This is a genomic window from Fischerella sp. PCC 9605, assembly GCF_000517105.1.
GTDB lineage: Bacteria > Cyanobacteriota > Cyanobacteriia > Cyanobacteriales > Nostocaceae > PCC9605.
Genome location: NZ_ALVT01000034.1, coordinates 23,128 through 46,584 on the forward strand (window position 1 = coordinate 23,128; position 23,457 = coordinate 46,584).

The following is a 23,457-nucleotide window of genomic DNA, read 5'->3' on the forward strand; positions in this document are numbered from 1 at the left end:
AGTTGACCAATGGCTAAAACAGAAAAAAAGCGTGTTTATGTTTCTGAGTATTATCTACAGGTATTACGTAAACTTTCACCCGTTTACACCCCTATGAATGATACAGACTTAGTTAATCATGTGTTGGGTGCAAAGATAGACCAACTACTATTGGGCAATCCAAACATAGACGTTTCAGATATCCAATCAGAAGATGAAGACCGAGTTTCATTAGACGACGAACTTGATTAAGGAAAAATAATGAATGACTTAGAAATCATTGAAGCAATTAAACAACTCATTCAACTCAACATTGATGAGTTAGAAGCTTTCATCTCAGTTTGTGAAAATGAAAAACTTAAAAGTGCGATCGCTTTTTGCTGGATGATCATTGCTCCATTCTCTCACTGATATCAAGATTGATATCACAGCGCGGTTTGCCACTTTATATAAGCCAGATTTATCAATAGTTAGATGTAGAGAATTTTTCGGTGGCTGAAAGATAAGTTTGGCTTAACTGAGGTCAGTTTGGGGGTAGTTCTTCACGAAGTAATCGGGTTTTGGGACAATGTGTACTGTCCATTCTATGTCGCGTACACCGGACACTACCAGCGAGAGTAAATGAGGCCACCACCCCCAATTCGTCTACCCAATAAGCATTACAGGTCTAGAGAATACCTTACACCAAGCGAGGTGCGATTGCTTCTCGATGCCGCATTAAATCGCAAGGCTCGTTATTCTCACCGTGATTATACACTGATGCTGATGATGTTCCGCCACGGTCTAAGGGTAGGGGAAGCTGTGGGTAATAACTGCGGGTTGCGCTGGGATGCGGTGATGTGGGGGGAGCGTCAGATTTTCATCACCAGGGAAAAGGGCAGTGATTCTGGGGTACATCCCCTGAGAGATGATGAACTGGAATTACTCAAAAAGCTGAGAGAACAGTACCCTGATAGCAAATATATTTTCGTTTCTGAACGTGGTGAGGTGATGTCCACTGATGCAGTGCGGAAGTTAATCGGGCGGCTGGCAGTGCAGGCAGGGCTTGATATCAAAGTTCACTGCCACATGATGCGCCATGCCTGCGGTTATTATCTGGTGAATCAGGGCTATAGCACCAGGGAAATTCAGGACTTTTTGGGACACCGCGATATCAAACACACTGAAAAATATACCAAGCTGAATGCTCGACGCTTCCTGAATTTTGATTGGGGTGATTTGTAAAATGTCGAGAAAAAGTAGGTTTTGATGAATGTTTAAGACGCGCGTTCGCTCCGGCGGCTGCGGGAGCAGCCGGAGCGCTTTAGCATCCGCGCAGGTCGGGAGTTGGTCAGGCGCTGTCTAGCCCTTATGGGCGCTGCCCCCTCCACGAGAGATTTTGAATGAGTTGAATAAATATAAGCCGCAAAGCAACTTATTTTTGCTCAACCCCTTAGTTTGGCTCTCAAAATATTTTAACCAGTTATTGACATTCAATAACCAGTTAACTTAATATATAACCACATGGAAGTTCGACTGCATACATGAAAAGCCTAACACCTCAGCAATACTTTGAAAAAATCAAGCTCCTACGCACCCCAGAAGAAATTCAAGTAGTTTGTGAAGAATTAACCGATGCTTTGTTTGGCTCTAGCAACTACGCACCCAAAACCCGCGCCAACATGCTGATCGCCTACAACAAAGTAATTAATGAAGGTTTCAGTAATGATGACTTGGTTGAAGGTGAGAATGCTTTTATCTACACCAAAGATGATGGAACTCTCTGGAAGCGTCACTTACATTTCAAGTTCACCGGACTAACAAAGGACGAATGGAAAGAGATTAACGCTAAAACCATTGTTTTAGATCGACTCGAAAATCGTCGTGAAGTCAAAGTATATCAGTACCTGGAAACAACTTGTAAGTTGTTGTTGAGTGACGACCCTCACTCGTTAGCAGTGGGGTTGATTGCTGCTAGCGGTCGCCGTCCAGTTGAGATTCTAGCAAGGGGAAGTTTTACTCTAGCCAAAGAGCTACCTGAGTATCTTAAACACGGTTATTTTGTCAACTTTCGCGGTCAAGTCAAGAAGCGCGATTACGATATGCCGGTTTCAGAACGGGCAGAATATCGCATTGGTGTTTTAGTTCCGGCTGAATTCTTTGTGGCAGCATTTGACCGCTTTCGCAAGATGCCCTCAACCAAGGAATTATTGCGACTATTAAAGGATGAAACCAAAAAAGGCACAGATCCAGAAGTCATCAACGACATGATAGAAAGCCTGAGGGGTGGATCTCTGCGACGTGTTGTGGCTAGGGAGTTTGCTAGTTTCTTACCCGCTCGATTTGGTGAGGCAGAAGTTAACAATAAGTCCTTAAGAGCGGTATATGTCCGATTGATTACTGACCGCGATTGCCCCAAAACAATGGCTGACATCTTGTGGGCTTCTCGATCGGTAGGTCACTTCATCGATAATCAAAAGCCCGATGATAGCCAGTTACGGCATCTTCTAACTACCCTTGGCTACTTCGATTACTACGCCCTTGAAGAAGTGCCTTTCATAAGCGCTCCAAGCAAAGAAAAAGAAATTTTGCGGCAAGTCAGAGTCAGTCAAGAAGCTTTTGAATTTATCAAATCTCTCCAGGAAAAATGGGATTTACCCAACCAGCAAGCAGTAATTGATCAACTAATTAAAACATCACATGAAGTTGAAAACCTTAAAAAGCAATTACTAGAAGCACAAGCAAAAATTACTCAACTGCAACAGGAGCAACAATCAATGTCAATCACTCCTAAGATGGATTCTGAAATTCGTGCTAGTGACTCGCATGAAATTACTTTGAATCAAGACGAACTTGAAGCGCTGATTGAGCGAAAAGTTGAGGAAGTACTAAATAAACGTCAACCCCAACAACCACCCTCACAAACCAAAACCTCGCAACAAAACCAGACCCCACAAAAGCCCTCTAGAGACTGGGAGTCTATATCTAGCGAGGAACTCAAACCACTAAGAACGAATGGTGCTGTTGACGAGAAGATTCGCCGTGCCTTTTTGGCAATAACCAACTACAACGACGCTCAACCTAGCAATGCCTCTAGATGGGTAATCAATAATCAAGCGCTACGTCAACTTTCAGGTTGCAATGGTCAAAGAGTATCGTCATGGATGGCGCATCACAAAATATCAATTGATGACCACAACAATAAATATGGTTTGGGGCAATACCACAACAAAGGACGCGGTGACATCACAGAAGTAATTAGTTGGTAGTGAGTGCGATCGCCCCTATGCCCCATTGCCTCATTCCCTCGTGCCTAGCTGGTATGGGGGATTTTCGCTTGATATAAGCTGCATTGCATATTTTCCCAGATACTATAAGCAAGATTAATTGCTTAAGCGGTTATAACCACTTAACCGGATTAAAATAACCAGTTATATTATAGATAACAGGAAGCGAGAGAGAAGAGAGCAGGGCTTCCGAAAGAATTCAGAACACTAACCCTCTTCTGTCAATCCCCGAAACGGAGATTTTGAGAGAGTCATTTTATCCACTAGGAAGATAAGGCTTAAACTCATTCATAATATCTACTAATTCCAGCAATCCTTGCATTAAATTAGGAATCGGAAAAACCAATAACCAAGGAGTTAATAAGCACAAAAATATTTTTGGTTGTACGATTAAACGTAAATTATTTAAAATATTTTTCCATCCAGCTTCGTTCTGCCACCAACGATGTCGATAAAATTGAGCATTTTGGTGAGCGGGTAGAGAATTTTGTTCTAGTTTTGAGAGTTTTTTAAATACTTCAGATTGTAAGCTCACCATCAGATAAGTACTAAAAACAATCTCCCACCCTTCGGGTTCGCAGTCGCCTGCGGAGGGAAACCCTCCCGCAGCGCTGTCTCACCATTTCTCTATCTCTTGATAATCAGTAACGCGATAATCAGACCAACCCAGTTCATTTTTACTCTGTCTAAATCCATATTCAATCCAAGTTCTCAAGCCATAGGTATCACATTCCATTCTCTACTTTCCCAAGATTTCCAATATACTGTCTATCTACAGCCATCAGTAGTTTTACCCTTCTTTCTATCTCCTGTTTCATCTATGCAAACAATTATTGTCTCTTCCTTTAATGCTTTTAATAGTATCTTCAACCTTCTGTTTCTAACTGCCTTTGCTGACCTTCGATTAATGTGTTTTAAAAATGGCGAAGCCTTTTTAAATTATACGGGCGCGCCCCCTGATAAGCTCGGGGTGGTGGCACGGAGCAAAGCTTTGCTCCGTGCTAGGCTTCGCCATTTTTAAAAAAGGAGGAGACTGTGACCACGCTGAACTTGATAAAAAATGGTGTAATGCTTGAGCATTTGTAGACCCTACCGCACGTGCAATTGCTGGTAGGCTTTTTCTCTTAATTTCAGAAATCATCCCCAGATGTAAAAACTTAAAACACTCAAAAGTTCTTACATCTCGAAATAGATCTTCATACAAAGCACAGTACTCATCAATGAATGATAGCGTGGCGATCGCCTCTCTGGCTTTATGTTGTAATGCATAAGAGTGATAACTCCATCATTTACAGCAGCTTTCAACACTTCTGCTGATATTATACTCTCGGGGAGTGACAGAATAGGGCTAATCTTAATCGCTCAAACCCTTATTTAGAATGGCTTACAGCCATTCACACTTTTGTTACGAAAGATGTGACGAAAGGATAGGTATTCTCTCTGTAGAATAGTCCTTTTTTTTACTCTCTTAACCTTTATTTACTTATCGCGTTGCACATCTCGTGGGGGCAGTTAACAAATTTCAAGACATTTTTCTGGCAGAGAGAGCAGATCTTCATAAGTGGTGTAGCGATACATAAATGCTGGTACTTCGCATGCAAGTTTGAACAAAGTAACCATCGACTCGTCAGGACAGCACCCAGCATTAAGATGATGTTTTAAAAAATTTCTAAACGCTTCAGCTGGCGTGAGCGACGAGAACTCTTGTTCCTGCACCTTCTCATCTGGTTCCAGAAAGATGATGTGTGTTGCCAACGCAGGTTTATCAGCCACTACTTGACAAGCTTTATCCGCCGACACAGACACCTTTCTCAGGCTGCCATTATGTGTTTCTCGTAAGTGGACAGAGCGTGGAAATGGTTCGACTAACTTTGTGCGCCGATGTATGAAAACAGTTTCATCAGTTAGCAAACTACATTTATGGTTGTTAACCAGTGCGAGTGTAGTAGTTGTTTTGCCACTGCCCCGATTTCCTAAAAAGATCAAGCATTTCCCGCTTGATGTCTGTACACTTCCAGCGTGTAAACCGATAAAGCGGTTCCGAAAAGGCTCTACAACTAACGGCGGAATCGGAGGTTCGAGAAAGGGCCAGTCAGACTCAGCTAATTTCCCCTGTGTATGCACTTGGACACCAAACAAAGGCTCAGTATCTTCAGGAGGTCTAGTTCGGAAAAGATAGCGACCAGCTTTTTCCCAGTCACAATCAATTACAACATCCGGAGTATGCGAGGGAATGCAGACAACTGGGGAAAAAGTCGCAGCAATTCCATCTAAACACACCTTGTACTTGCACCTAATCAAGATCTGACAACCAAGCAGAAAAAGAGTTACTTGATAGGGAAATTCATCTATCTGATTGATAAAGTTCATCGTCTTAATGCTTCCTTCAAGGACAATGATTGATGCTGCTCACACCTTCCAATTTTCCCTACTAACTCTGGAGACACCTTCACTAAATACTCAGAGGAGGCATCCCAAACAAATGGCTCATTCTGTCCCGGTAGAATGAAGAGCCGCCAACGATGAGCTAAAAAGGTTTCAACTGAGTCAATCACGCTAACTGGGTGTTGATATGTAGTTTCAGTTACCTGCATAACCTATTGTGAAGAAATAAATGACTGTTTCAACCTGTTTGCTAATGCCAAACTCATTAAAAATAGCCTTATCTGAAACAGCGGGAGTCATGAATACGCCAAGTCCTTGAGCTGTAGCAGCCAAGCATATACGCTGTCCAATCTGACCTAGCCCCAAAATATCTAGTTCATAGCGGGCAGGATTACTAAGATCGAGTTCTCTTTGCAGCCATATTGCAGCTGCCCCTGCTTCCACAAATGGTTGACCAATTGTTAAAGCGCGAATTTCCTTTCTAGTTAACTGCTTATTCAGCGAGATGAATTCCTTATTTTGCACATTCCATTGGTAAATCAGAGGTTCGAGATCTTCAACTTTTAATGCATTAACGAACAGCCGTGTCAACGTTTCGGATTCAGGAACAATCTTGAGAGAAGCCTCAAACAGTATTTTCTCGAGGGCCCCCCTTGAAATAGAGGTGGATAAAAACTTTCGTGTTGTTTGCCTTTTCATTAGAGATGGAACTAAGTCATGAGGAGGGACTGTCTGTAAAGCTGCCACTCCCCCTCCAAAGCACAAATCAGCAGATTGCAAGCTTGCAGCCCGCACCTCTAAATGTGCCAGCAGGGATAAATACCATCCATGACGCACCCAGAGATTAACACCTGAATAGAATTCTTTGCCAATCTCGACGGGCAACAGCGCTCCTCCCTCACACAGTTTATTTATGTTTGCAACTGTCGCTCCTGGAATTGCATCGAGGATACCCTCAACGGTTGTAATTCGATCGCCCCGAGTAGAAGGTAGACAGTGAGTCAAGATATTAAAATCAGAGAAGTCAATTTTAATTTGGCGTGGTTCTGGCCATAGGACACGTCCTGTTAAGCCTCCCTCTTCAAACGTTATATACATACCAGGGTTGGTTAGATGTTTACCCGAGTTGTCTTCGTCTGCAACCTGTGGAGTTTTACTCAAGGGAAGTTTTACATTGTCGATAGACTCTGGATGACCAGCCAGCACCATTGCAAGTTCAGGCTCTTTAAGCCAGGAAAAATCGTGAGACACACAAGTTGGTGGGGATACCACTCGGGTAGCTACTCCCCAGTGACCCAGCAACAATTCGAGAGTCTCAACCACGTGACCAGCATCTAAAAGTACAGGTCTGAATGATCTGATATCACGATAACGCCACATGGGACGCTCTACCCGAGACCTAATTAGGAAACCAAGAACATCCTTACTCAACAAATCGAGGAGTGATTTCTCGTATTCCCCCACCAGTTCAACCAACGCATGACGTTTAACGTCATAAATATATATACCTCCCGGAAGTTCCGTATAGTAGTTGTACGGTAATAACACTACTCCCTCCGTAGGGTGTCTGGCACCACCTGAGGGGCTAGTTTTGCGCAGCCAAGGTCCAAATTCACCCCCTGATAATTCGCCAATTGGACCGAAAACAAATCGCAGGATGGCGGAAAATGTTGTCAGACAAAGCTTTTGAGACTTAAAATTTTCATTTTGAAGAGGATTGAGGTCTTGAGGTGATACAGTGGGCAATTCGTAAAACTGCTTGTTCTTTTCTGTAATCCTTTCCGTAATAGTTGGAGGAGGACCTCCTTGGCATGCGTATTGACGCATTAGTTCTAAGTCATTTTTTCTCCATTGTGAATCAAAGTAGTCAAGAAAAGGATAGTCAAGATTAGCAAGTTGATAGTGCTGGATGAATGTTGGCGAATGGTTAGAGTGTTGTGTTGACGAATTTCTTAATAAATCACACTCAATGAGCTTATGGATTTGAGCCTCTGTAATAGGTATGCCAGCATTTAATAGATCGGAACTGGACACAGGATGATTAGATGCAAGCGCTAAAAGACCTACAACTTCAGGGAAAGAATCCTTCCCAATGGCAAGAAAAGCCTTGCGTGTCTTTGCGTTAAATACAACCCATTTGCCAGAACCATAATGCGATGGTGCATAAAGGCGATTCTGGATTATGAATATATCTGGACTGGTGAAAAAAATTTTTTCAGTCATAGCTAGGCTTCTCTTGACTGGTGTTTTTGAAAAAGCGTGATGTGAGATTAACTACCATCATCACCCTTTTTGGCTACAGTTAATTAATTCTTATTTTTATTTGATAACTTCTTTTTTTATTGGCTTGTCAAAGGCTAGAGATAAATTAATTCGATGCGATTCTACCCCGGATTTAGCAAAGTTTAGTACATCAGTTTGGTGAAAAGTGCTAGCATCAAATAGAATTGCACGATTGCATTTATAGCTTATAATGACCTTGCCTCCTTTCGTTCGTTTATTTACGTACTCCTCATACCAAGAAGGAGACGACAATAGCTCAGTGGACATTTCTGTTAGATCAGCCTTTACATCAAAAAAGACAAGTCCTCCCCTGGAAGGCTCTAAGTTATATTTCTCAGGGGTAAGCCAGAGATTTAAGTTAATTCCACTGCGATCGGAGTGAATTCGTCCAGGAGTATTCTTGGTATACATGAGAGCCCAATGGGTAATGAGTTCATACTCTTGAAAAAGTTTTGGACAGCATACTTTCAAAGTTTCTGCAATCGAGAATATTTCAGGAATATCCAGCCTACTGTTATGAAGATGCTGGCTAATCCAATCTTTGTAACGCCATCCCCAATGTTCAAGTATTTTTCGGTGTAGGTACTCGCAAGCATCAGGCTCAAGGAAGTTGTCGATCACGGCGTAATTGTAAGGAGCAGAAAATTCGTAGGCTCTTTGAACAGAAACCCAATCGTGAGAAGCTACAACATCAGACTGTAACGTATTCATAACAAACCTCTATCTAAATTGAAACCCTCTTCTATCACCTTGGAAGAGTACCGAAAGATGAATAAATGCTTGTTCTTAGTTCTAAAGGTCTAAGAGCAATCGCACAGAGGCAACAACTTACTAGACCAAGATTCCAGACATCGGTTACAACTGAGGGTGATAGGAGAGGGATAGTTACCTGCAATAGGCAGTCAGATACTCCTCCAACAATCTTAGAAAGCTAGACAAATGTCTTGCTAAATTTGAGCATATTGAGACTTATGTCTAGTCTAAGGATTTCTGGAAGCGAAATTTGAGCTGTTTACTGCAAGCGCTCGTAAAAGGTAGATGGAACTCGCTCACTAGACTGAAGCATAGATTTCATCATTGCAGGCAGTTCTTCAATCATTTCCATACCCATTGGGATGACAAAGGAGATGCCATAACCTTCTTTTTCAGTTGGCTGCTCAATGATGAATTGCTGCAGTTGCTCATAGGTCAAGAAATAGGAAGCTTTGCCATCCGGATACTGAATCAGTACAGAGGGTTCTTGGTTTGGAACCGAGTTATAGGACGGAACTTCCACCATTTGTTCTGCACCCGGTATGCTGAACGTTACCACCGTAGTATCCAATTGACTCCAGGTTTCTGAACCTACCTTATATGCATCCATTTGCTCTGCAGGTAGCAGATATGCACGTTTGCGAATAGGGTCTTGAATGAGCACATCAGGTAACTGCTCAAATACAGGCTTAGACTGCTGTTGAATCTTCTCGAAGGTTGAAACCATGTCTTTTTCTCCTGAATGTTAACTTGAACTTTTACCGCTCTGCCTAGTCCATTCGGCTTAAAGCAATGTTGCGGAAAGCCGCACACTTTCCTCTAAGCAAACGGCTTTGTAAACCGATTCCAAACTAGTGGGTAGTTTACGTAAGCTCTAAATAAATATAGCATTCTTACCCTAATTAAATAAAGTTAGGGTAAATAAAATTTACAAATGTACCCTAAAGTTGCCGTTTGCTAAACTGATTTTGATGGCTGAGTAGGAGTGCGATCGCACTCCAGGTAAGTCATTGCTATTAGGGTGTCTACCTCTCGGCAGGCTCCCACCAACGCACACATATGAAGATGATATCGGACTGGAAGTGACGCCACTTAAACGGGTACTTATTGGAAATTAGCCTTAATTTCAGTGGTTTTCGGCTTCGTGCGATTTTCTAGAAATTTTGTAGTATATTTGTAGTGTTAAACCAAAGGAGTTCATCGGTAATGGCAGCCGTCGAACTGGAAAACTTACGCAAGACATTTACCCTTACTCAAGGTTGGGGAAGAAACCGCACACGGAGAGAGATTGTCGCCGTTGATGACATTACTCTGAGCGTCAATGTGGGTGAGGTGATCGCCTTTATTGGACCCAATGGCGCGGGAAAGTCCACCACCATTAAGATGCTCACGGGTATCTTGCATCCTACATCCGGGACGGCTTGTTTGCTAGGACTGAATCCTTGGAAAAATCGGCGTGAACTCACTTATAAGATAGGGGTGGTGTTTGGACAGCGATCGCAACTGTGGTATCACTTACCTCCCCGTGACACCTTGGAATTACTGGCGCATATCTATAACATAGACCATCGAGAATATATCAAACGCCGCGATGTGCTTGTTGAGCGTTTTGACCTGGCACCGTTCTGGAATATCCCAGTGCGTAAACTTTCATTAGGTCAGCGGATGCGTGCTGAAGTTGCAGCTAGCTTGCTCCACGCACCGCGATTGCTGTTTCTTGACGAGCCTACCATTGGTTTGGATGTGATTGCCCGCCAAGAATTGCGCAACCTTATTCGTGAGTGGAACCGCAACGAAAGGATAACGGTATTTCTCACCAGCCATGATGCAGGTGATATCGAACGGGTAGCGCAACGGGTAGTAGTAATTAACCACGGAAGGGTGGTACTCGATGACAAAGTTTCGGCAATGCGTCGCCAGTACCTTGACTCAAAAATTCTCAGCGTAAAATTTCATAATTCAACTCCCCAGATCAACCTACCAGGTGTAACCCAACTCAAGAAGACCGAGTATGTCCTCAAGCTGGAGGTGAATACCCGCATTACTCCAATAGAAGCGGTGATGAGTCAAATTCTCCAAGCAGGTTCAGTGGCTGACATTGCTATTGAAGACCCACCTTTAGAAGAGGTGATTGCTCACATCTACTCTCAAGCAGCGCCAATGCAAGGAGTTCAGAATTGATGAACAATATCATTAAATATGTGTGGATTGGCTCGACGGCTGCTCGCTCCAACCTGGCTTACCTGGGAGAAGTAGCTTCGAGGGCTATTTTCCTGTTTGTCATTCTCTACATCTTCCTGCAACTGTGGCGCGTTACTTACGCTGAGACAAACGCAGAACAGCTGGGAGGTCTAACACTGGCTCAGATGCTTTGGTATCTAGGCATAACAGAGTCGATTGTGTTTTCAACTCCAGCAGTTGCTCAAGACGTAGATGAAGATGTGCGGACGGGGGCGTTGGCAGTGCAATTAATCCGTCCCCTGTCTTACCCGTTGTATCGCCTATGGACTACCCTGGGAGAGCGCACCGTGCGCTTTGGACTGAATATTACAGTGAGTGTGGCGCTGACGCTACTATTTGTCGGGTCAATACCCTTAAGTTTGGAAGGCATCTTGCTATTTGTACTGGTACTGCCACTTGCCTTTGTACTGGATTTTTTAGCAACGTTTTTGGTGGGCTTGGGAGCTTTCTGGCTGGAGAATACTACAGGTTTGATGCTCATTTACTCGCGCATCACGATGATTTTGGGTGGGATGCTCATTCCCTTGGATTTGCTACCCGAACAATGGCAGCCACTATTGCGAACTCTACCTTTTGCCAGTATTGTGTACGGTCCGGCTCGTTTGTTCGTGCATCCCGACTTAGCGTTTGCCAGTGAATTGCTAGTGCGGCAGGGAGTAGCTATAGGCGTGCTGGGTTTACTGGTAGCTTTTGTGTACTGCACCGCAGTTAAATGCATTCACGCGAATGGAGGATGAGATGTTTTGGCGTATAATTTCCTATCTCAAATTAGCTGCGGCATACATTCGCCTTAACCTGAAGGCTCACTTGGAGTATCGCGGGGCGTTTTTCACCCAAGTACTGGCGATGGTTCTCAATAACTTAGTGTGGGTAGCATTTTGGGGACTGTTTTTCACACGCTTCCCAGTGCTGCGCGGCTGGACTATAGAGGACGTAATTACTCTCTGGGCAATGGCAGCGGCAGGTTTTGGACTGGCTCATGCCATCTGCGGTAATGCTTTGCAACTAACAAGTTTAATTGTGCTCGGACAGTTGGATGTGTGGATGCTCTATCCGCGTACCCTCCTACCACACTTATTGCTGGGGCAGATGAATGCTACATCTTGGGGGGATATGTTATTCGGGTATGGGGTCTATCTGTTTTTTGTGAAGCCGGATGCAGTACATTTGGCGCTGTTCACAGGATTGACAATTTCAGTGGCTGGGGTATTTGTCGGCTTTAGCGTGTTAACAGGGAGTCTTAGTTTTTACCTCGGCAATTCTCAAGGGCTAACACAGCAATGGCGAAATGCCATGATTACCTTCAGCACCTATCCAGCAACCTTGTTTGAGGGATGGGTGAAGCTGCTGTTGTATACTTTGATTCCTGCTGGCTTTGTCACTTACTTACCTATTGAAGCACTGCGGAGGTTGTCGCTGATGCATACCTTACTGGCGGTAGCTGGGTCAATTGCGGTACTATTAATGAGCGTAGTTGTGTTTTACCACGGTTTGCGTCGCTACTCGTCAGGGAACTTGATGGAGATGCGCGGCTGAATTTATTGCCTATATATTAGCCCTCTCTGAAGAAACACTTTGCGTAAAGCTTATGTAGTAAGGGTTAGAGAGGATTGAGTATTTTGCGTATCTTGAGAAATTGGCACAAGTAATAGACCGAGAGCATGGGCTAATTTCGGTCAGATTTTTTAGGACTTGCTCGTTGTATTTTTGCTCATAGTAGTCCATGCCAGGGTCGCTATATTGTCCAGCAGTCGCCCACATTTGGTAAAATAAGCGTGCCAGTTTATGTGCAGTAGCAGTAATTGCTTTGGGAGCACCCAAGCGCGATCGCAAGCGGCGATAAAAAGCCCCCAAAGCAGATCGACTTTGAGTTAAAGAAAAAGCAGCCATGCGAAATGCTTTGGCTGCGCGATTTACAACTGGGCGAGTTTGGGAGCTTTTGACTTTACCGCCAGTAATTTTTTGACCTGGACATAAACCTAACCAACGAAACCATTACTTAATGCCCATCTCAAGAACCCATCAGCAAACTTAACTGACATAGAAGTAACTGATGTGATGCACCCACTATTTGGGCGAAGGTTTGCAGTGATATCCATATCAACCCCGCCAAGTGGTGAGGGTCATGCGTAAGTAGCCTATCGAGGTCATATGCGCTTACGCATTCCTTTATCAGCAACCCAATTAGCTTCTCCCAAACAGTATTTACGTACTAAGTCTCACATTAGAGAGTGTGACTGAGTTAGTCACGTTTAGCCAAACAATGTGAGGTTTTATGTCAATCCCACCCCGTGAGATCTGGGAACGCCTCACCCCAGCACTCCAAGAAGTAATCACAGACGAACTACAAACCGTCTTCCAGGAGGTAATTTATGAGTATCTCAAGCCTAGTAACACTCCAACACCTGAACCCGCAAAGCGATAATCCTACATTCGTCAGTCTACCCCCACATCAATTAATCAGCAATCAGGAGAGTTTGCGTCTGCAATACGCTCTGCGTCAGCGAGCTATAGAACTGGGCTGGTCGGATAATAACATTGAGGTAATTGACACTGATCTAGGTATTACCGCCGCCAGCGCAGAACAGCGACCAGGCTTTAAAGAACTGTTAGCCCAGGTAACTTTAGGATTAGTAGGGTGTATCCTCTCTTATGATGTTACTCGCCTGTCACGTAATTGCTCAGATTGGTATCCCTTGCTGGACTTGTGTGGGTTACAGAGGTTGTTTGATTGCTGACAGAGATGGGGTTTATGATCCATGTAGTGCCAATGGTCGATTATTGTTGGGACTCAAAGGACAAATTTCCGAAGTAGAGTTGCATACGATTCGTTCCCGCTTAAGTGCTGGGATTCTTAGCAAAGCCAAGGCGTGGTGAACTGGCACTCACCTTACCTGTGGGTTGGTTCGTGATGAACTGGGAGGGTGCAGAAAGACCCAAATCGTGAGGTGATTAACCGAATTAACTTAGTGTTTGAGATTTTTGGGCAACGTAAGTCAGCTTCCACAAGTTTTGCAGACGTTCAACAGTGAAGGGCTGTTGCTTCCACGGAGAGATCGCTTTGGTGATATTTTTTCTGGGCGCAAGCCTAGCGTGGCAAGTATCATCTCAATTCTGAAAAATCCTGCCTACGGCTGGTGCATTTGTATAGTTGGAACGTACACGTACTCTCAAAACGTGTTTGGTTTCAAATCACCCACAAACAAAAGCAATTGCCAATGGCCGAATGGAAAATCCGAGTCAATGACGTATATCCAGCCTTACATCAGTTGGCAAAACCCTACGAGCGTAATCAGGCACAGCTTATGGATACATTATGCTGAGTATGACCGCAAATAAAACTCGTGGTTCCCTCGCCCTGGTGCAGCATCTACTGCATGGGATAGTTTACTGTGGTGAATGTGGTCACAAGATGGTTGTCCAGTACAAAGGCGCAACCCGCTATATTTGTAACTCCTTACGGCAGCAGTATCGTGGTGCCCTGTTTGTCAGTATATTCCTGCTGATGCAAATTGATGAGTACGTAGTCAATTGCTTTTTTAGAAGCTTTGTCAGTTGTAGAGCTAGATGCTTATCACAAAGCTGTCAAAACCCAACAGCAGTCTCAAGAGACAGTGGAACGAGCGCACTCTCACCAATACAACGTTTACAGTATCAAGTAGCACTAGCAGAAAGACAGTTTAACCGGGTTGACCCGGATAACCGATTGGTAGCGGCCGAACTAGAACAGCGTTGGGAAAACGCTTTACGCGAACTAAAACTTGCCCAAGAAAACTATGCTCAACGTCAGCAGCCTCAACACAGTAGATCACCTACCAAGAGAACTCAAAACTGCTTTTATTAACATCTTGGACAAAGGCTCCCTGAACTTTGGGCACAGTGGCACCTTGACACAAGTGCAAAAAAAATCTCTGCTACGCTGCCTCATTGATAAGGTCGTCATTCATCGTGTTGCACGTGATACAGTTCGCACTCGGATTATTTGGAAAGGTGGTGACACTACTAATGTTGACCTGCCAATCCCAGTTGGTTCATTGGCTGAACTCACCAATGCCCAGGAATTGGAAACTCAGGTTGTTAGTTTGAGCCAACAAAGTATTGATGACCAAGTTATCGCTCAACAACTGACGGCCACAGGTTATCGAGATCGCCACTATATGCAAAACTCTCCTGCCCAGTACAGTCAAAACTATCCGGCTTAAACATCATATTTTTCAAAACCGTAGCCAGTCTCATCCCCGCGAGATTTCGGGTTATCTTACGGTTCCTCAAGTTGCCCAGTCTTTAGAACTTTCACCCCACTGGATCTACGATCGCATTCATAACGGAACGATCGCCATTAGCAAGGATGAATCAACCGGGCTTTATCTGTTTCCTAACCTTCCCGATACACTCTTACAATTCCAAAAGCTCAAAGCTGGAGAACTCCAGAACTTGCGTTTTTGAAAGGAGTATCAAGATGCCCAATCAAATAATCAATCATCCTAATAGCCGATAATTGTCTCCCTCAAACGCAAGCGAACAGCCCACCACCCTCGTTACCAGGTTCAACCTGGTAACGAGAATTAAGAGCCTCGAATGAGCCAAGATATCAGTATTGGGAGACATGCGATCGCCGTTTTGATCACCTCATAGGAGATATTTATGTCTTTACCGTTGATCTTGCAACCAGGAGAGGGTGAATCAGTCAAAATTAAAACCAATACTTGCACATTCAAAGTAACTGGCAAAGATACTAATGGTCACTTTGGCCTGTTTGAGTTTGTGATGGAGCCAGGTACTGAAGGTGCAAGCCCTCACTTACATAAACAACTAACAGAAATGTTTTATGTTGTCGATGGTGAGGTAGAACTTCTACTTGATCGCCGCAAGGTAATTGCATCGCCTGGGACTTTCATGCTAGTTCCTGAAAACACTCCTCATGGTTTCTCAAATCCTGGACACAAGCCAGCTACACTGCTGATTATGTTTTGTCCAGCAGACTCACGGGAGAAATACTTTCAGGGATTAGCAGAACTGACAAAGGATCATCGGCAACCAACCAAGGAAGAATTAATAGAATTGATGCAAAGGTTTGACCAATACTTAATACCCGATCCCACCATTAAATGATTGTCATTGAAACACCCCGCCTTATTCTGCGAGAACTCACTTGGAATGACGTGGATGACCTAGCAAAAATTAATGCTGACCCAATAGTAAGGAAGTTCTACCCCAGCACAAGCACATACGAGGAAACAAAGCAGCAGATAGAGAGGATAATGAATGACTACGAGCAATATGGTTGGGGGCTGTGGGCAACAATTCATAAAGCTGATAACAAGTTCATTGGTAGGTGTGGACTAAAACCTCAATTGGTCGATGAACAACAAGAAGTTGAAGTAGGGTATATGCTCGCAAAAGAATATTGGGGGCAAGGTTTGGCAACAGAAGCAGCGATCGCCAGCCGAAATTATGGTTTCGAGCAACTTGGTTTTCATCGCCTTATATCACTGATCGACCACGGAAACATCGCATCTCAAAAGGTGGCGATCAAGAACGGCATGAAATACGAAAAAGACGCCCAAATGTGGGGCAAATCTGTGCGCGTTTATACGATTTCCAAAGAATAAAAAAGATACTATGTCAAAGCCCTTTACTTTTTTACTTCCAGCGGAACTTTCCGCTAAAGAACCACCAGAGCGACGGGGAATTGCCCGTGACCAAGTGCGATTGATGGTCATCAACCGCCATAATTTTCAGGTTGAACATACTCGTTTTAACGCCATAGGTGAGTTCCTACGCCCTGGTGATTTACTTGTCTTTAATACGAGCTGCACCCTGCCAGCTGCACTTGATAGCTGTGATACCCAGGTAGGTCAGTGTTTAGAAATACGTTTGGCGCAACATCTCCCGGATAATTCTTGGCTTGCTCTAATTTTATGTTCACAAGCAAATTCTGTCGCCTATGCTTAGGTTAACAGAGTGTCAAACATCCAACCCTATTACCCTTAACTGTGGCGGATGCTCTACTACGAACTGGTAATATATCTCTTGTTTTGCCTGGGGGGAGAGAGTAATATCCCATTCCAATATCCCCATCTCACCCAGTTGAATTTGTGGGTTACTGCGGATGAGGCGGACTTTAATTTGTTCGTTGCGGCTAACTGGCAATTGTTCGGTTAATTTCAGATCAGCTTCTTGGTTGAGCAAGTTAGTAACTATTAATCGATAAGCAAAACTAATTCTACGGGTATTACTAATCAATTTTTTGTCTACGTGACGCTCAACTAAATCGCGTTCAATTTTTAATCCTTCGTCGATGCCTAAGTTAACTTTAAACTCTTGCCCTGGTGCGATATTTTCTAGCTGAGTAGTCCCCACAAAGATATTGTCGCGGAATATATTTGCTTTGCCTGGTAACAAAGTCGCACCGTTAGCACTATTTCTTACCTTCGCTTGCAGATACGCAAAGCTTACCAAGCGCGGCATTGCCACGTAATCAAAGCTACAAGGAAAATCATCATTAAAAATCGTAGTTTTATGGGGTGCGCCATCACTGGGTATGTTACCACTGCCATTTAATTTAAAGGTGACAACACTACCTTCTCTGTTTACTTCCGCTACAACAGTCTCGGCTTCAATATAATCTTCATTGAGGTTTTCTAAAACTGGACTTGGCATACCAGCTACAGCCTCTGCCGCAGATAGTTGATTTGCGGTAGGTATAGATGCTAGCCGCTTGCGTAATTCTCTTGGAAAATTTGGTACGTCAATATACCAAGGCTCCAGTTTTGGTGGTAGTGTTCCCAGTCCTGGTTTGGCGGTAGAAAGGGTAAGAGTTACACCCAACCAATCTTCACCTGTACTTTGGGTTACTTCTGCTAAATAGCCAAGATTGACAGCATTACTTGTACTACTTACTCGCAGATCATACAAAGGAGTCCAGCTGGCACGACTGACTACATATGATACCTCTAGCTCAAACTCCCCTGTACCTGCGCTTTCTATCCCCACGCTCAAACTATAACTTTCTTTAGGATGGGGTGTTTGTATAGATTGCAACTGTTGGCGGAGTGTTTGTAATTGCTTTTCTAATTCTTGCTGGCGATTTTTGCACTCTGTTGTGGCGATCGCATATTCGCTATACTGACTTCCGAGAAAGTTGAGAAAATCCAAAGTCTCGCTGAGGCTGAGGCTTTTTCGCGCCAGACTGATCGAAAATTGTTCTTCTGTCTTATCGCGCAAACCTTGGATAAAACTAGACTGTAAGCCTAAAGCATCAAGTTGTGCTTGCAGGTGCTGCCATTCTGCTTCTAACTGTTGGATCTGTTGAGTCAACTGTGTAACTTTTGCAGCTACAGGTTCGGTTGAAAAGATGCGATCGCATTTCACTTCTAGTAACCGTGCTGCTACTTTACCTTTACCGCCAACTCTTACCGACTCAGTTTCTATAACGTCTGGCAGTGGAGAAATTACTAATTCTTTTTCATGTCCTGTTAAGGATACTACACCCCGTCGTGTTACTAGAGCTTTGTCCGAATACACCGTTACAGCAACAATTTGGCTTGCTACTGTTTTTCGCACAGATGGAATTTCTGGGTTAACCACTGCCAGTTTTCCCTTTGTTTAATGGTTTTGCTGGTTAATTTTTAATGTTTACAGGCCTGAGCGTCAAGTAATTTAACGTTAGGGATAAATCAATTTAAAATTGAAAATACAAAATTCAAAAATTTTAATTTCTAGCCCTTAGTGCAGCATAGCAGAAATAATTAATACGTCACAGCGGAAATAAACATACTGTTTGAGAAGATCCAAAAACTGATGTTATCTTCTGCCTTCTTGTACTTGTTCTTCAGACAGGGTAAAATAAAAGCTTGCTCCCCGATCTACAGCTGCCTCAGCCCAAATGTTCCCTCCATGTTTTTGGATAATGCGCTGTACAGAGGCAAGTCCTACGCCTGTACCAGAAAACTCTGTTTGAGAATGCATTCGCTGGAAGGGGCGGAATAGTTTTTGAGCGTAAGTCATATTAAAACCAGCACCGTTATCCCGTATATAGAATGTTGGTGAACTGTTAGATTTTGGCATTGCACCAAACTCAATTTGAGCCTTTTGACGCTGGGATGTGTACTTCCAGGCGTTGGATAGTAAATTTTCTAGTACTACACGCAGCAGAACAGGATCGCCATACGCTGTCAGTTCTTCTTGGATCGTTGTTTCTACTTGGCGATTAGGTTCGCTGGCCTTGAGATGCGCTAAAATTTCTTGAGCAATGTTGCTGAGATTGACTTTTTGCGGCTGAATTTCAACTCGTGAGAGTTGGTGCAGAGACAGCATATGCTCAATCTGATTGTTCATGCGTTCGGCGGCTAAACACATACGACTGAAGTAAAGTTTTGCCTGCTCGTCAATTTTACTGCCGTACTCATTTAGCAACAGCGTGCTATAGCCATCAATTGCAGCTAGTGGCGATCGCAAATCGTGAGAGAGGGTATAGGCAAAAGCTTCTAGTTTTTGGTTCGCGGCTTCTAATTCCGCAGTGCGATCGCGTACTCTTTGTTCTAATTCGTTGTAAACTTGGACGTTTTCCATTGCTACTGATGTGGTGTCGGCTAAAGCCTGAATCAACTCCACTTCTTCTGGAGTCGGCTGATGTGGTGTCGCCCAGTAGTTACCAATCGCCCCAATAGGTGCTTCTTTGCGGATCGGCACCATTACTAAACTCTTGATAAAAGTAGGGTAATAGGCTTCATAAGGAATACGCTCATCACCATAAACATCTTCTATAATTACTTGCTGTTTGTGTCGCATACACCAGCCACCAATACAGACGTTTATTGGGAAGCGTTTACCTTTCCATAATGGCCGAATGGCATTTTCTTCAGCGTAGTAACACATATCTTCCTCGCGCAGCACGAATGTAGCCCCATCCGCACCAGTGAGTTCTCGTGCTGCTACACGCACAATCGCTGTAATTTCATCCAAGCTACGCGCCAAGGAGAGTTCCTGAACTACTTTCACTAATTGTTTCATAGCCAGGTTGTAGCGCTCTAAGTCATTTTGCGATCGCTGTTGCGTCATACCACCAGTGACTGCACGACGAACAGTAGGTACGAGTCGCCACAACTGATTTTTACTAATGTAGTCTAAAGCACCTCGATCTAAATAAACAGCGGCTTCGCGATCGTTAACGGTTGCGGAAACCAAGATAAAGGGAACACCAGGACACTTTTGTTGAGCTGTCTCAAAGGCAGCCTGTCCAGAAAACCCGGGGACGCTACTATCAGACAAGATTAAATCAAAATTACCTTCATCGAGAGCTGCGAGATATTCAGAATGCGTCTTTGCCAGCAATATTTCACATTCCAAGCCATTTTTAACTAACATTAGCTGAATCAGTTCAGCGTCGATAAGGTCATCTTCAAGATGCAGAATGCGTAGTTTATTCATTATTCTAAAAGCAACTTGTGTTGCAAATTTCATCAAACATCATATTTATAGTTTTGCATCTGTCAATTTTGCTTTTTTGAGAAAAAGCTATACACTTTTTTATTGGTACGCATTATTACTAGCCCGCGTACCATTGAATTTCTGTGATATGATAAATTTTGGAAAATGTTTATAATAACCTAACAAATTTACAGATTTTAATAAATTTTAAGCGCTTTTAATTAACTTTTTTACATTTTCCAAACTGATAAGACTGGTAATAGCTATTACTTTTGAATCAGTCATATACATATTATGAATTATTCATTACCTATCTTATAATTTATTTTTATAAAAAAAACCTTAAATTTATAGGTAGCTGAAGTTAAAAAAAATTCAGTTTGCCTAATCTATTTAGATAAATATTTTGTAGTGCAGTTCGATCTGACGAGAAAATTTCTTCCTGATTTTTGTCAGTTACCTCTCAATACGGTTCAGATAAGAAAAATTTGCCCTATTGTGCAGACTCTGTAGAGATACGAAATTACTCTGCACTTCCAGCGCGTAGCGACTACTCTACGAGAAGGGCTACGCCCTACGGAGTAGGGTACGCTTGCAGCGTGCGTGTCTCTACATACCAGGAATTCTGACTAAAAAACCTGTACTGAACTGTAATTGCTTTACCTCCAACCTTATTTTATTGATAAAAATTGATTAGAGGGGTAGGGCAACTGAAAATAGATAGTTTCAGACCCTTCCCACCAAAAATCTAAAATTGAAAATCTCAAACTCTAGTAAATTTAACTATTTTATTGATGCTAATCACAACTAAGAGAAGCAGTTTGTTCGGCAATTTGTTTTGCTGCATCTATTAGATATTCAAAATATGTACGAGCAACGATGGATAGTTGTTTTCCCGATGGATAAACCATGTACCAGTCCCGTTTAATTGGAAAGTGTTCTACATTCAAAATGGTTAAATCCCCAGTATCAGGTAATAAGGTGTGACGAGATAAAACAGAAATTCCCAAACCACCGGCTATGGCTTGCTTAATCGCTTCGTTACTCCCTAATTCTAGCTTTACTTTCACAGTCACTCCATGCTGATCGAATAATTTCTGCACGGCGCGGCGTGTTCCTGAACCAGGTTCCCGCATAATAAAAGCTTCATCAGCAAGACGTTCTATGGGGATATTTTTCTCGTTTGCTAAAGGATGATTAATTGGAGCTAAAACTACTAAGGGATTTTCGAGAAAAGGCTGATAACTTACATCTAAATGTTCTGGGACTTGACTCATGATATATAAGTCGTCCATGTTATTTGTCATGCGTTCCAGAATGCCTTCATGATTTGTCACCTGTAGTGAGATATCAATTCCTGGATAAAGCTGACAAAATGGCCCTAACAATCGTGGTATAAAATATTTTGCTGTAGTAATTACCGCCAAGCGTAATTGACCCTGTTTTAACCCTTTTAAATCTGCCACTTTCATTTCAAACTGGGCGATGGTATCGAAAATTTGCCGACAAGTGGCATATAATTCCCGTCCAGCTTCCGTCAAATACAGACGCTTACCTACCTGTTCAAATAATGGCAACCCTACCGATTTTGTAAGTTGCTTGATTTGCATAGAAACGGTAGGTTGAGTGAGAAACAATTCTTCGGCGGCGCGAGTAAAGCTACCGTGCCGTGCTGCGGCCTCGAACACCTTCAACTGGTGCAACGTCGCTTGGTTCAAGGGTAATTCTCCTCATCTAATGGCAATTGAATTGAGATATAGCAGTTTTACCTAGTCCTTATCCCTTTCTCACATCTGCCTAACGATTTGCCATATTTAACGTTTTGATTATTGTTAGTCAACGCTTAGCGCTGACTGTGAAACTAGGTTCATTCATCAAAACTAATGACATAAATCACTAGTAGTTCACCAAACCAAAATTGACGGTTGTTGAGCGGAGAAAAGTTCAAGGTTAAAGGGTAAGGAAAAAACCCTTTCCCTTTCCCTTTACCCCTTACCCTTTACTCTCCTTTTGAGAGGAAGGATTGGGAGAAAGGTCATTCTATATTGCATAGAAATAAAAACCGCTATAAATCTAGTATCACTGAACACTTGCCAGTCCAATGCGGTAACTTATGCAAAAGTTATGTGTTGTGAATATAGATAATAATCTATGCTTGTTATTATTAGATAGGTATTTAACTTATAAGTTTGAAAAGTTATTATCAAAACAACAAGCAAAGCGTAAGATGCCTTCCAGCCAACGTTGCACACCTTGAAGGTGTTTTTTGGGGATAGTAACCAACGTTGTACTAACCTCATCCCACTGGGTGTGTACAACGTTTTTCTCTCTGTTCAGATTTCTAGGACTCCTCTGTAATTTTTATGGATAACTTGGATAAATCTGGTAACTGAAGTAACTCTGTTTCGGCAACTGGCTCTTTGATATTGATTGGCAACCTTAATGGTTGACGTTCTTCTAGCCAGCAACTTGCTACTGGCAAGGTTTGCTCTAATTCATCTAATGGTCGAGGAATCACCATCACAGCATTCAGTTCTCCAATGCGTTCTGCCTCGTACATACCAGCTTCCACTGCTACCGCAACGTTTGCCACAGTGCCGCGAATAATGGCTGTACACAAACCCCCACCAATTTTTTCATACGCTGCTAACTGCACATCAGCAGCTTTCAACATCGCATCAGCAGCTCCTACCATTGCCGGAAAACCACGAGTTTCTACTAAACCCACTGCTTGGTTGCTCAAACGACTATAATTGCCGTCTCCTGTTACCGCACTGAGGCGACTATTAATAGGTAATATTACTTCTAGGTTGGGAAAAGGTCGGGGAATAACTAAGCTAGAAATAAACTGATCAAATTGTTTAGCGGTTTGCTCACCAGCTTCTACAGCCAAACGCACATCAGCAATTCCCCCTCGAACAATAGCAGTACAGTGACCACTGCCAATTTTTTCATATCCAACTAGGTGAACCCCAGCTGATTTGAGCATCATATCTGCCGTACCAACTATCGCTGGAAAACTGCGAGTTGATACTAACCCCAAAGCACTATCCTTGAGGTTGTCTCGACGATGCGATGCCTGGACATTGTATGCGTCCATGTGAATTCTCCAGGATAT

The 23,457-nt window shown here is 43.1% G+C and carries 26 protein-coding genes and 2 pseudogenes; 15 read left to right on the forward strand and 13 right to left on the reverse strand.

Going from position 1 to position 23,457, the window contains the following annotated elements; genetic code table 11:
* The first annotated feature begins 9 nt into the window (after positions 1-9).
* The 4 genes from FIS9605_RS0100535 (at position 10) to FIS9605_RS41670 (ending at position 3,227) form a co-directional block, all read left to right on the forward strand.
* Positions 10-231, forward strand: coding sequence for a hypothetical protein (locus FIS9605_RS0100535; protein ID WP_026730838.1), 222 nt, complete (start codon positions 10-12; stop codon positions 229-231).
* A 9-nt stretch (positions 232-240) separates the two neighbouring features.
* Positions 241-390: a hypothetical protein gene (locus FIS9605_RS42200; RefSeq protein ID WP_155960323.1), complete on the forward strand. Its 150-nt coding sequence runs from the start codon at positions 241-243 to the stop codon at positions 388-390.
* A gap of 210 nt (positions 391-600) precedes the next feature.
* Positions 601-1,203: a tyrosine-type recombinase/integrase gene (locus FIS9605_RS0100545; protein ID WP_026730839.1), complete on the forward strand. Its 603-nt coding sequence runs from the start codon at positions 601-603 to the stop codon at positions 1,201-1,203.
* 299 nt (positions 1,204-1,502) lie between these two features.
* Positions 1,503-3,227, forward strand: a complete 1,725-nt coding sequence (locus FIS9605_RS41670) for a protelomerase family protein (RefSeq protein ID WP_051469891.1) — start codon at positions 1,503-1,505, stop codon at positions 3,225-3,227.
* 274 nt (positions 3,228-3,501) lie between these two features.
* On the opposite strand, the gene FIS9605_RS46515 is transcribed toward FIS9605_RS41670, so the two are convergent.
* The 8 genes and pseudogenes from FIS9605_RS46515 to FIS9605_RS0100590 form a co-directional block, all read right to left on the reverse strand.
* On the reverse strand, positions 3,502-3,783 hold the full coding sequence (locus FIS9605_RS46515; protein ID WP_051469892.1) for a hypothetical protein: 282 nt from the start codon (positions 3,781-3,783) through the stop codon (positions 3,502-3,504).
* A gap of 190 nt (positions 3,784-3,973) precedes the next feature.
* Positions 3,974-4,118: pseudogene (locus tag FIS9605_RS46520) on the reverse strand (transposase); the annotation flags it as partial.
* Between the two features lie 157 nt (positions 4,119-4,275).
* Positions 4,276-4,485: pseudogene (locus FIS9605_RS44815) on the reverse strand (IS701 family transposase); the annotation flags it as partial.
* Positions 4,486-4,757: 272 nt separating this feature from the next.
* A complete protein-coding gene (locus FIS9605_RS0100570) occupies positions 4,758-5,615 on the reverse strand; it encodes a hypothetical protein (protein ID WP_026730841.1) in 858 nt (285 codons plus the stop codon).
* Complete coding sequence (locus FIS9605_RS0100575; protein ID WP_026730842.1) at positions 5,612-5,839, reverse strand: hypothetical protein; 228 nt, start codon at positions 5,837-5,839, stop codon at positions 5,612-5,614. The genes FIS9605_RS0100570 and FIS9605_RS0100575 overlap by 4 nt, the downstream gene beginning before the upstream one ends.
* Positions 5,826-7,853 (reverse strand): nitroreductase family protein, encoded by a 2,028-nt coding sequence (locus FIS9605_RS39650; protein ID WP_026730843.1) that lies wholly within the window; start codon positions 7,851-7,853, stop codon positions 5,826-5,828. Before FIS9605_RS39650 ends, FIS9605_RS0100575 begins: the two co-directional genes overlap by 14 nt.
* A 96-nt stretch (positions 7,854-7,949) precedes the next feature.
* Complete coding sequence (locus tag FIS9605_RS0100585) at positions 7,950-8,624, reverse strand: hypothetical protein (RefSeq protein ID WP_026730844.1); 675 nt, start codon at positions 8,622-8,624, stop codon at positions 7,950-7,952.
* Between the two features lie 301 nt (positions 8,625-8,925).
* On the reverse strand, positions 8,926-9,393 hold the full coding sequence (locus tag FIS9605_RS0100590) for a hypothetical protein (protein WP_026730845.1): 468 nt from the start codon (positions 9,391-9,393) through the stop codon (positions 8,926-8,928).
* Positions 9,394-9,872: 479 nt separating this feature from the next.
* Between FIS9605_RS0100590 and FIS9605_RS0100595 the strand changes: the two genes are divergently transcribed.
* Genes FIS9605_RS0100595 through FIS9605_RS0100605 form a run of 3 tightly spaced genes read left to right on the forward strand, consistent with a single transcriptional unit; the run spans position 9,873 to position 12,443 of the window.
* Positions 9,873-10,847 (forward strand): ABC transporter ATP-binding protein, encoded by a 975-nt coding sequence (locus FIS9605_RS0100595; RefSeq protein WP_026730846.1) that lies wholly within the window; start codon positions 9,873-9,875, stop codon positions 10,845-10,847.
* Positions 10,847-11,644 carry an ABC transporter permease gene (locus FIS9605_RS0100600; RefSeq protein WP_026730847.1) on the forward strand — a complete coding sequence of 266 codons (798 nt, stop codon included), beginning with the start codon at positions 10,847-10,849 and terminating at the stop codon, positions 11,642-11,644. The genes FIS9605_RS0100595 and FIS9605_RS0100600 overlap by 1 nt, the downstream gene beginning before the upstream one ends.
* A gap of 1 nt (position 11,645) precedes the next feature.
* Positions 11,646-12,443 (forward strand): ABC transporter permease, encoded by a 798-nt coding sequence (locus FIS9605_RS0100605; protein ID WP_051469894.1) that lies wholly within the window; start codon positions 11,646-11,648, stop codon positions 12,441-12,443.
* Positions 12,444-12,452: 9 nt separating this feature from the next.
* Here the strand turns inward: FIS9605_RS0100605 and FIS9605_RS46525 are convergent, their stop codons facing one another.
* Positions 12,453-12,797, reverse strand: a complete 345-nt coding sequence (locus tag FIS9605_RS46525) for a hypothetical protein (RefSeq protein ID WP_063748441.1) — start codon at positions 12,795-12,797, stop codon at positions 12,453-12,455.
* A gap of 385 nt (positions 12,798-13,182) precedes the next feature.
* Here FIS9605_RS46525 and FIS9605_RS42205 point away from each other — a divergent pair, with 385 nt between their 5' ends.
* From FIS9605_RS42205 to FIS9605_RS0100645, 8 genes are all read left to right on the forward strand, one after another.
* On the forward strand, positions 13,183-13,332 hold the full coding sequence (locus tag FIS9605_RS42205) for a hypothetical protein (RefSeq protein ID WP_155960324.1): 150 nt from the start codon (positions 13,183-13,185) through the stop codon (positions 13,330-13,332).
* Entirely contained in the window at positions 13,280-13,645 is a 366-nt protein-coding gene (locus FIS9605_RS44825) for a recombinase family protein (protein ID WP_026730849.1), read from the forward strand. Before FIS9605_RS42205 ends, FIS9605_RS44825 begins: the two co-directional genes overlap by 53 nt.
* Entirely contained in the window at positions 13,635-13,784 is a 150-nt protein-coding gene (locus tag FIS9605_RS44830; RefSeq protein ID WP_231510191.1) for a recombinase family protein, read from the forward strand. Before FIS9605_RS44825 ends, FIS9605_RS44830 begins: the two co-directional genes overlap by 11 nt.
* Before the next feature lie 448 nt (positions 13,785-14,232).
* On the forward strand, positions 14,233-14,751 hold the full coding sequence (locus tag FIS9605_RS44835) for a zinc ribbon domain-containing protein (protein ID WP_026730850.1): 519 nt from the start codon (positions 14,233-14,235) through the stop codon (positions 14,749-14,751).
* A gap of 4 nt (positions 14,752-14,755) precedes the next feature.
* Entirely contained in the window at positions 14,756-15,109 is a 354-nt protein-coding gene (locus FIS9605_RS44840) for a hypothetical protein (protein ID WP_026730851.1), read from the forward strand.
* 442 nt (positions 15,110-15,551) lie between these two features.
* A complete protein-coding gene (locus FIS9605_RS0100635) occupies positions 15,552-16,019 on the forward strand; it encodes a cupin domain-containing protein (RefSeq protein WP_026730852.1) in 468 nt (155 codons plus the stop codon).
* Complete coding sequence (locus FIS9605_RS0100640; protein ID WP_026730853.1) at positions 16,016-16,519, forward strand: GNAT family N-acetyltransferase; 504 nt, start codon at positions 16,016-16,018, stop codon at positions 16,517-16,519. The genes FIS9605_RS0100635 and FIS9605_RS0100640 overlap by 4 nt, the downstream gene beginning before the upstream one ends.
* A 10-nt stretch (positions 16,520-16,529) precedes the next feature.
* Positions 16,530-16,862 carry an S-adenosylmethionine:tRNA ribosyltransferase-isomerase gene (locus tag FIS9605_RS0100645; RefSeq protein WP_026730854.1) on the forward strand — a complete coding sequence of 111 codons (333 nt, stop codon included), beginning with the start codon at positions 16,530-16,532 and terminating at the stop codon, positions 16,860-16,862.
* 12 nt (positions 16,863-16,874) lie between these two features.
* Here FIS9605_RS0100645 and FIS9605_RS0100650 read toward each other — a convergent pair whose 3' ends face one another.
* The 4 genes from FIS9605_RS0100650 to FIS9605_RS0100665 form a co-directional block, all read right to left on the reverse strand.
* Positions 16,875-18,497, reverse strand: coding sequence for a mucoidy inhibitor MuiA family protein (locus FIS9605_RS0100650; protein ID WP_026730855.1), 1,623 nt, complete (start codon positions 18,495-18,497; stop codon positions 16,875-16,877).
* 216 nt (positions 18,498-18,713) lie between these two features.
* Positions 18,714-20,339 (reverse strand): ATP-binding protein, encoded by a 1,626-nt coding sequence (locus tag FIS9605_RS0100655; protein WP_026730856.1) that lies wholly within the window; start codon positions 20,337-20,339, stop codon positions 18,714-18,716.
* 797 nt (positions 20,340-21,136) lie between these two features.
* Positions 21,137-22,057 carry a LysR family transcriptional regulator gene (locus FIS9605_RS0100660; protein ID WP_026730857.1) on the reverse strand — a complete coding sequence of 307 codons (921 nt, stop codon included), beginning with the start codon at positions 22,055-22,057 and terminating at the stop codon, positions 21,137-21,139.
* Positions 22,058-22,680: 623 nt separating this feature from the next.
* The gene (locus FIS9605_RS0100665) at positions 22,681-23,439 is read right to left on the reverse strand and encodes a carbon dioxide-concentrating mechanism protein CcmK (protein WP_026730858.1); all 759 of its coding nucleotides are present in this window, start codon (positions 23,437-23,439) and stop codon (positions 22,681-22,683) included.
* Between the last annotated feature and the right edge of the window lie 18 nt (positions 23,440-23,457).

What these genes read in the sequence shown, in the direction of transcription:
- FIS9605_RS0100535 (WP_026730838.1), top strand. Translation starts at nt 10, where the DNA reads ATGGCTAAAACAGAAAAAAAGCGTGTTTATGTTTCTGAGTATTATCTA.
- FIS9605_RS42200 (WP_155960323.1), top strand. Translation starts at nt 241, where the DNA reads ATGAATGACTTAGAAATCATTGAAGCAATTAAACAACTCATTCAACTC.
- FIS9605_RS0100545 (WP_026730839.1), top strand. Translation starts at nt 601, where the DNA reads ATGAGGCCACCACCCCCAATTCGTCTACCCAATAAGCATTACAGGTCT.
- FIS9605_RS41670 (WP_051469891.1), top strand. Translation starts at nt 1,503, where the DNA reads ATGAAAAGCCTAACACCTCAGCAATACTTTGAAAAAATCAAGCTCCTA.
- FIS9605_RS46515 (WP_051469892.1), bottom strand. Translation starts at nt 3,783, where the DNA reads ATGGTGAGCTTACAATCTGAAGTATTTAAAAAACTCTCAAAACTAGAA.
- FIS9605_RS0100570 (WP_026730841.1), bottom strand. Translation starts at nt 5,615, where the DNA reads ATGAACTTTATCAATCAGATAGATGAATTTCCCTATCAAGTAACTCTT.
- FIS9605_RS0100575 (WP_026730842.1), bottom strand. Translation starts at nt 5,839, where the DNA reads ATGCAGGTAACTGAAACTACATATCAACACCCAGTTAGCGTGATTGAC.
- FIS9605_RS39650 (WP_026730843.1), bottom strand. Translation starts at nt 7,853, where the DNA reads ATGACTGAAAAAATTTTTTTCACCAGTCCAGATATATTCATAATCCAG.
- FIS9605_RS0100585 (WP_026730844.1), bottom strand. Translation starts at nt 8,624, where the DNA reads ATGAATACGTTACAGTCTGATGTTGTAGCTTCTCACGATTGGGTTTCT.
- FIS9605_RS0100590 (WP_026730845.1), bottom strand. Translation starts at nt 9,393, where the DNA reads ATGGTTTCAACCTTCGAGAAGATTCAACAGCAGTCTAAGCCTGTATTT.
- FIS9605_RS0100595 (WP_026730846.1), top strand. Translation starts at nt 9,873, where the DNA reads ATGGCAGCCGTCGAACTGGAAAACTTACGCAAGACATTTACCCTTACT.
- FIS9605_RS0100600 (WP_026730847.1), top strand. Translation starts at nt 10,847, where the DNA reads ATGAACAATATCATTAAATATGTGTGGATTGGCTCGACGGCTGCTCGC.
- FIS9605_RS0100605 (WP_051469894.1), top strand. Translation starts at nt 11,646, where the DNA reads ATGTTTTGGCGTATAATTTCCTATCTCAAATTAGCTGCGGCATACATT.
- FIS9605_RS46525 (WP_063748441.1), bottom strand. Translation starts at nt 12,797, where the DNA reads ATGGCTGCTTTTTCTTTAACTCAAAGTCGATCTGCTTTGGGGGCTTTT.
- FIS9605_RS42205 (WP_155960324.1), top strand. Translation starts at nt 13,183, where the DNA reads ATGTCAATCCCACCCCGTGAGATCTGGGAACGCCTCACCCCAGCACTC.
- FIS9605_RS44825 (WP_026730849.1), top strand. Translation starts at nt 13,280, where the DNA reads ATGAGTATCTCAAGCCTAGTAACACTCCAACACCTGAACCCGCAAAGC.
- FIS9605_RS44835 (WP_026730850.1), top strand. Translation starts at nt 14,233, where the DNA reads ATGACCGCAAATAAAACTCGTGGTTCCCTCGCCCTGGTGCAGCATCTA.
- FIS9605_RS0100635 (WP_026730852.1), top strand. Translation starts at nt 15,552, where the DNA reads ATGTCTTTACCGTTGATCTTGCAACCAGGAGAGGGTGAATCAGTCAAA.
- FIS9605_RS0100640 (WP_026730853.1), top strand. Translation starts at nt 16,016, where the DNA reads ATGATTGTCATTGAAACACCCCGCCTTATTCTGCGAGAACTCACTTGG.
- FIS9605_RS0100645 (WP_026730854.1), top strand. Translation starts at nt 16,530, where the DNA reads ATGTCAAAGCCCTTTACTTTTTTACTTCCAGCGGAACTTTCCGCTAAA.
- FIS9605_RS0100655 (WP_026730856.1), bottom strand. Translation starts at nt 20,339, where the DNA reads ATGAATAAACTACGCATTCTGCATCTTGAAGATGACCTTATCGACGCT.
- FIS9605_RS0100665 (WP_026730858.1), bottom strand. Translation starts at nt 23,439, where the DNA reads ATGGACGCATACAATGTCCAGGCATCGCATCGTCGAGACAACCTCAAG.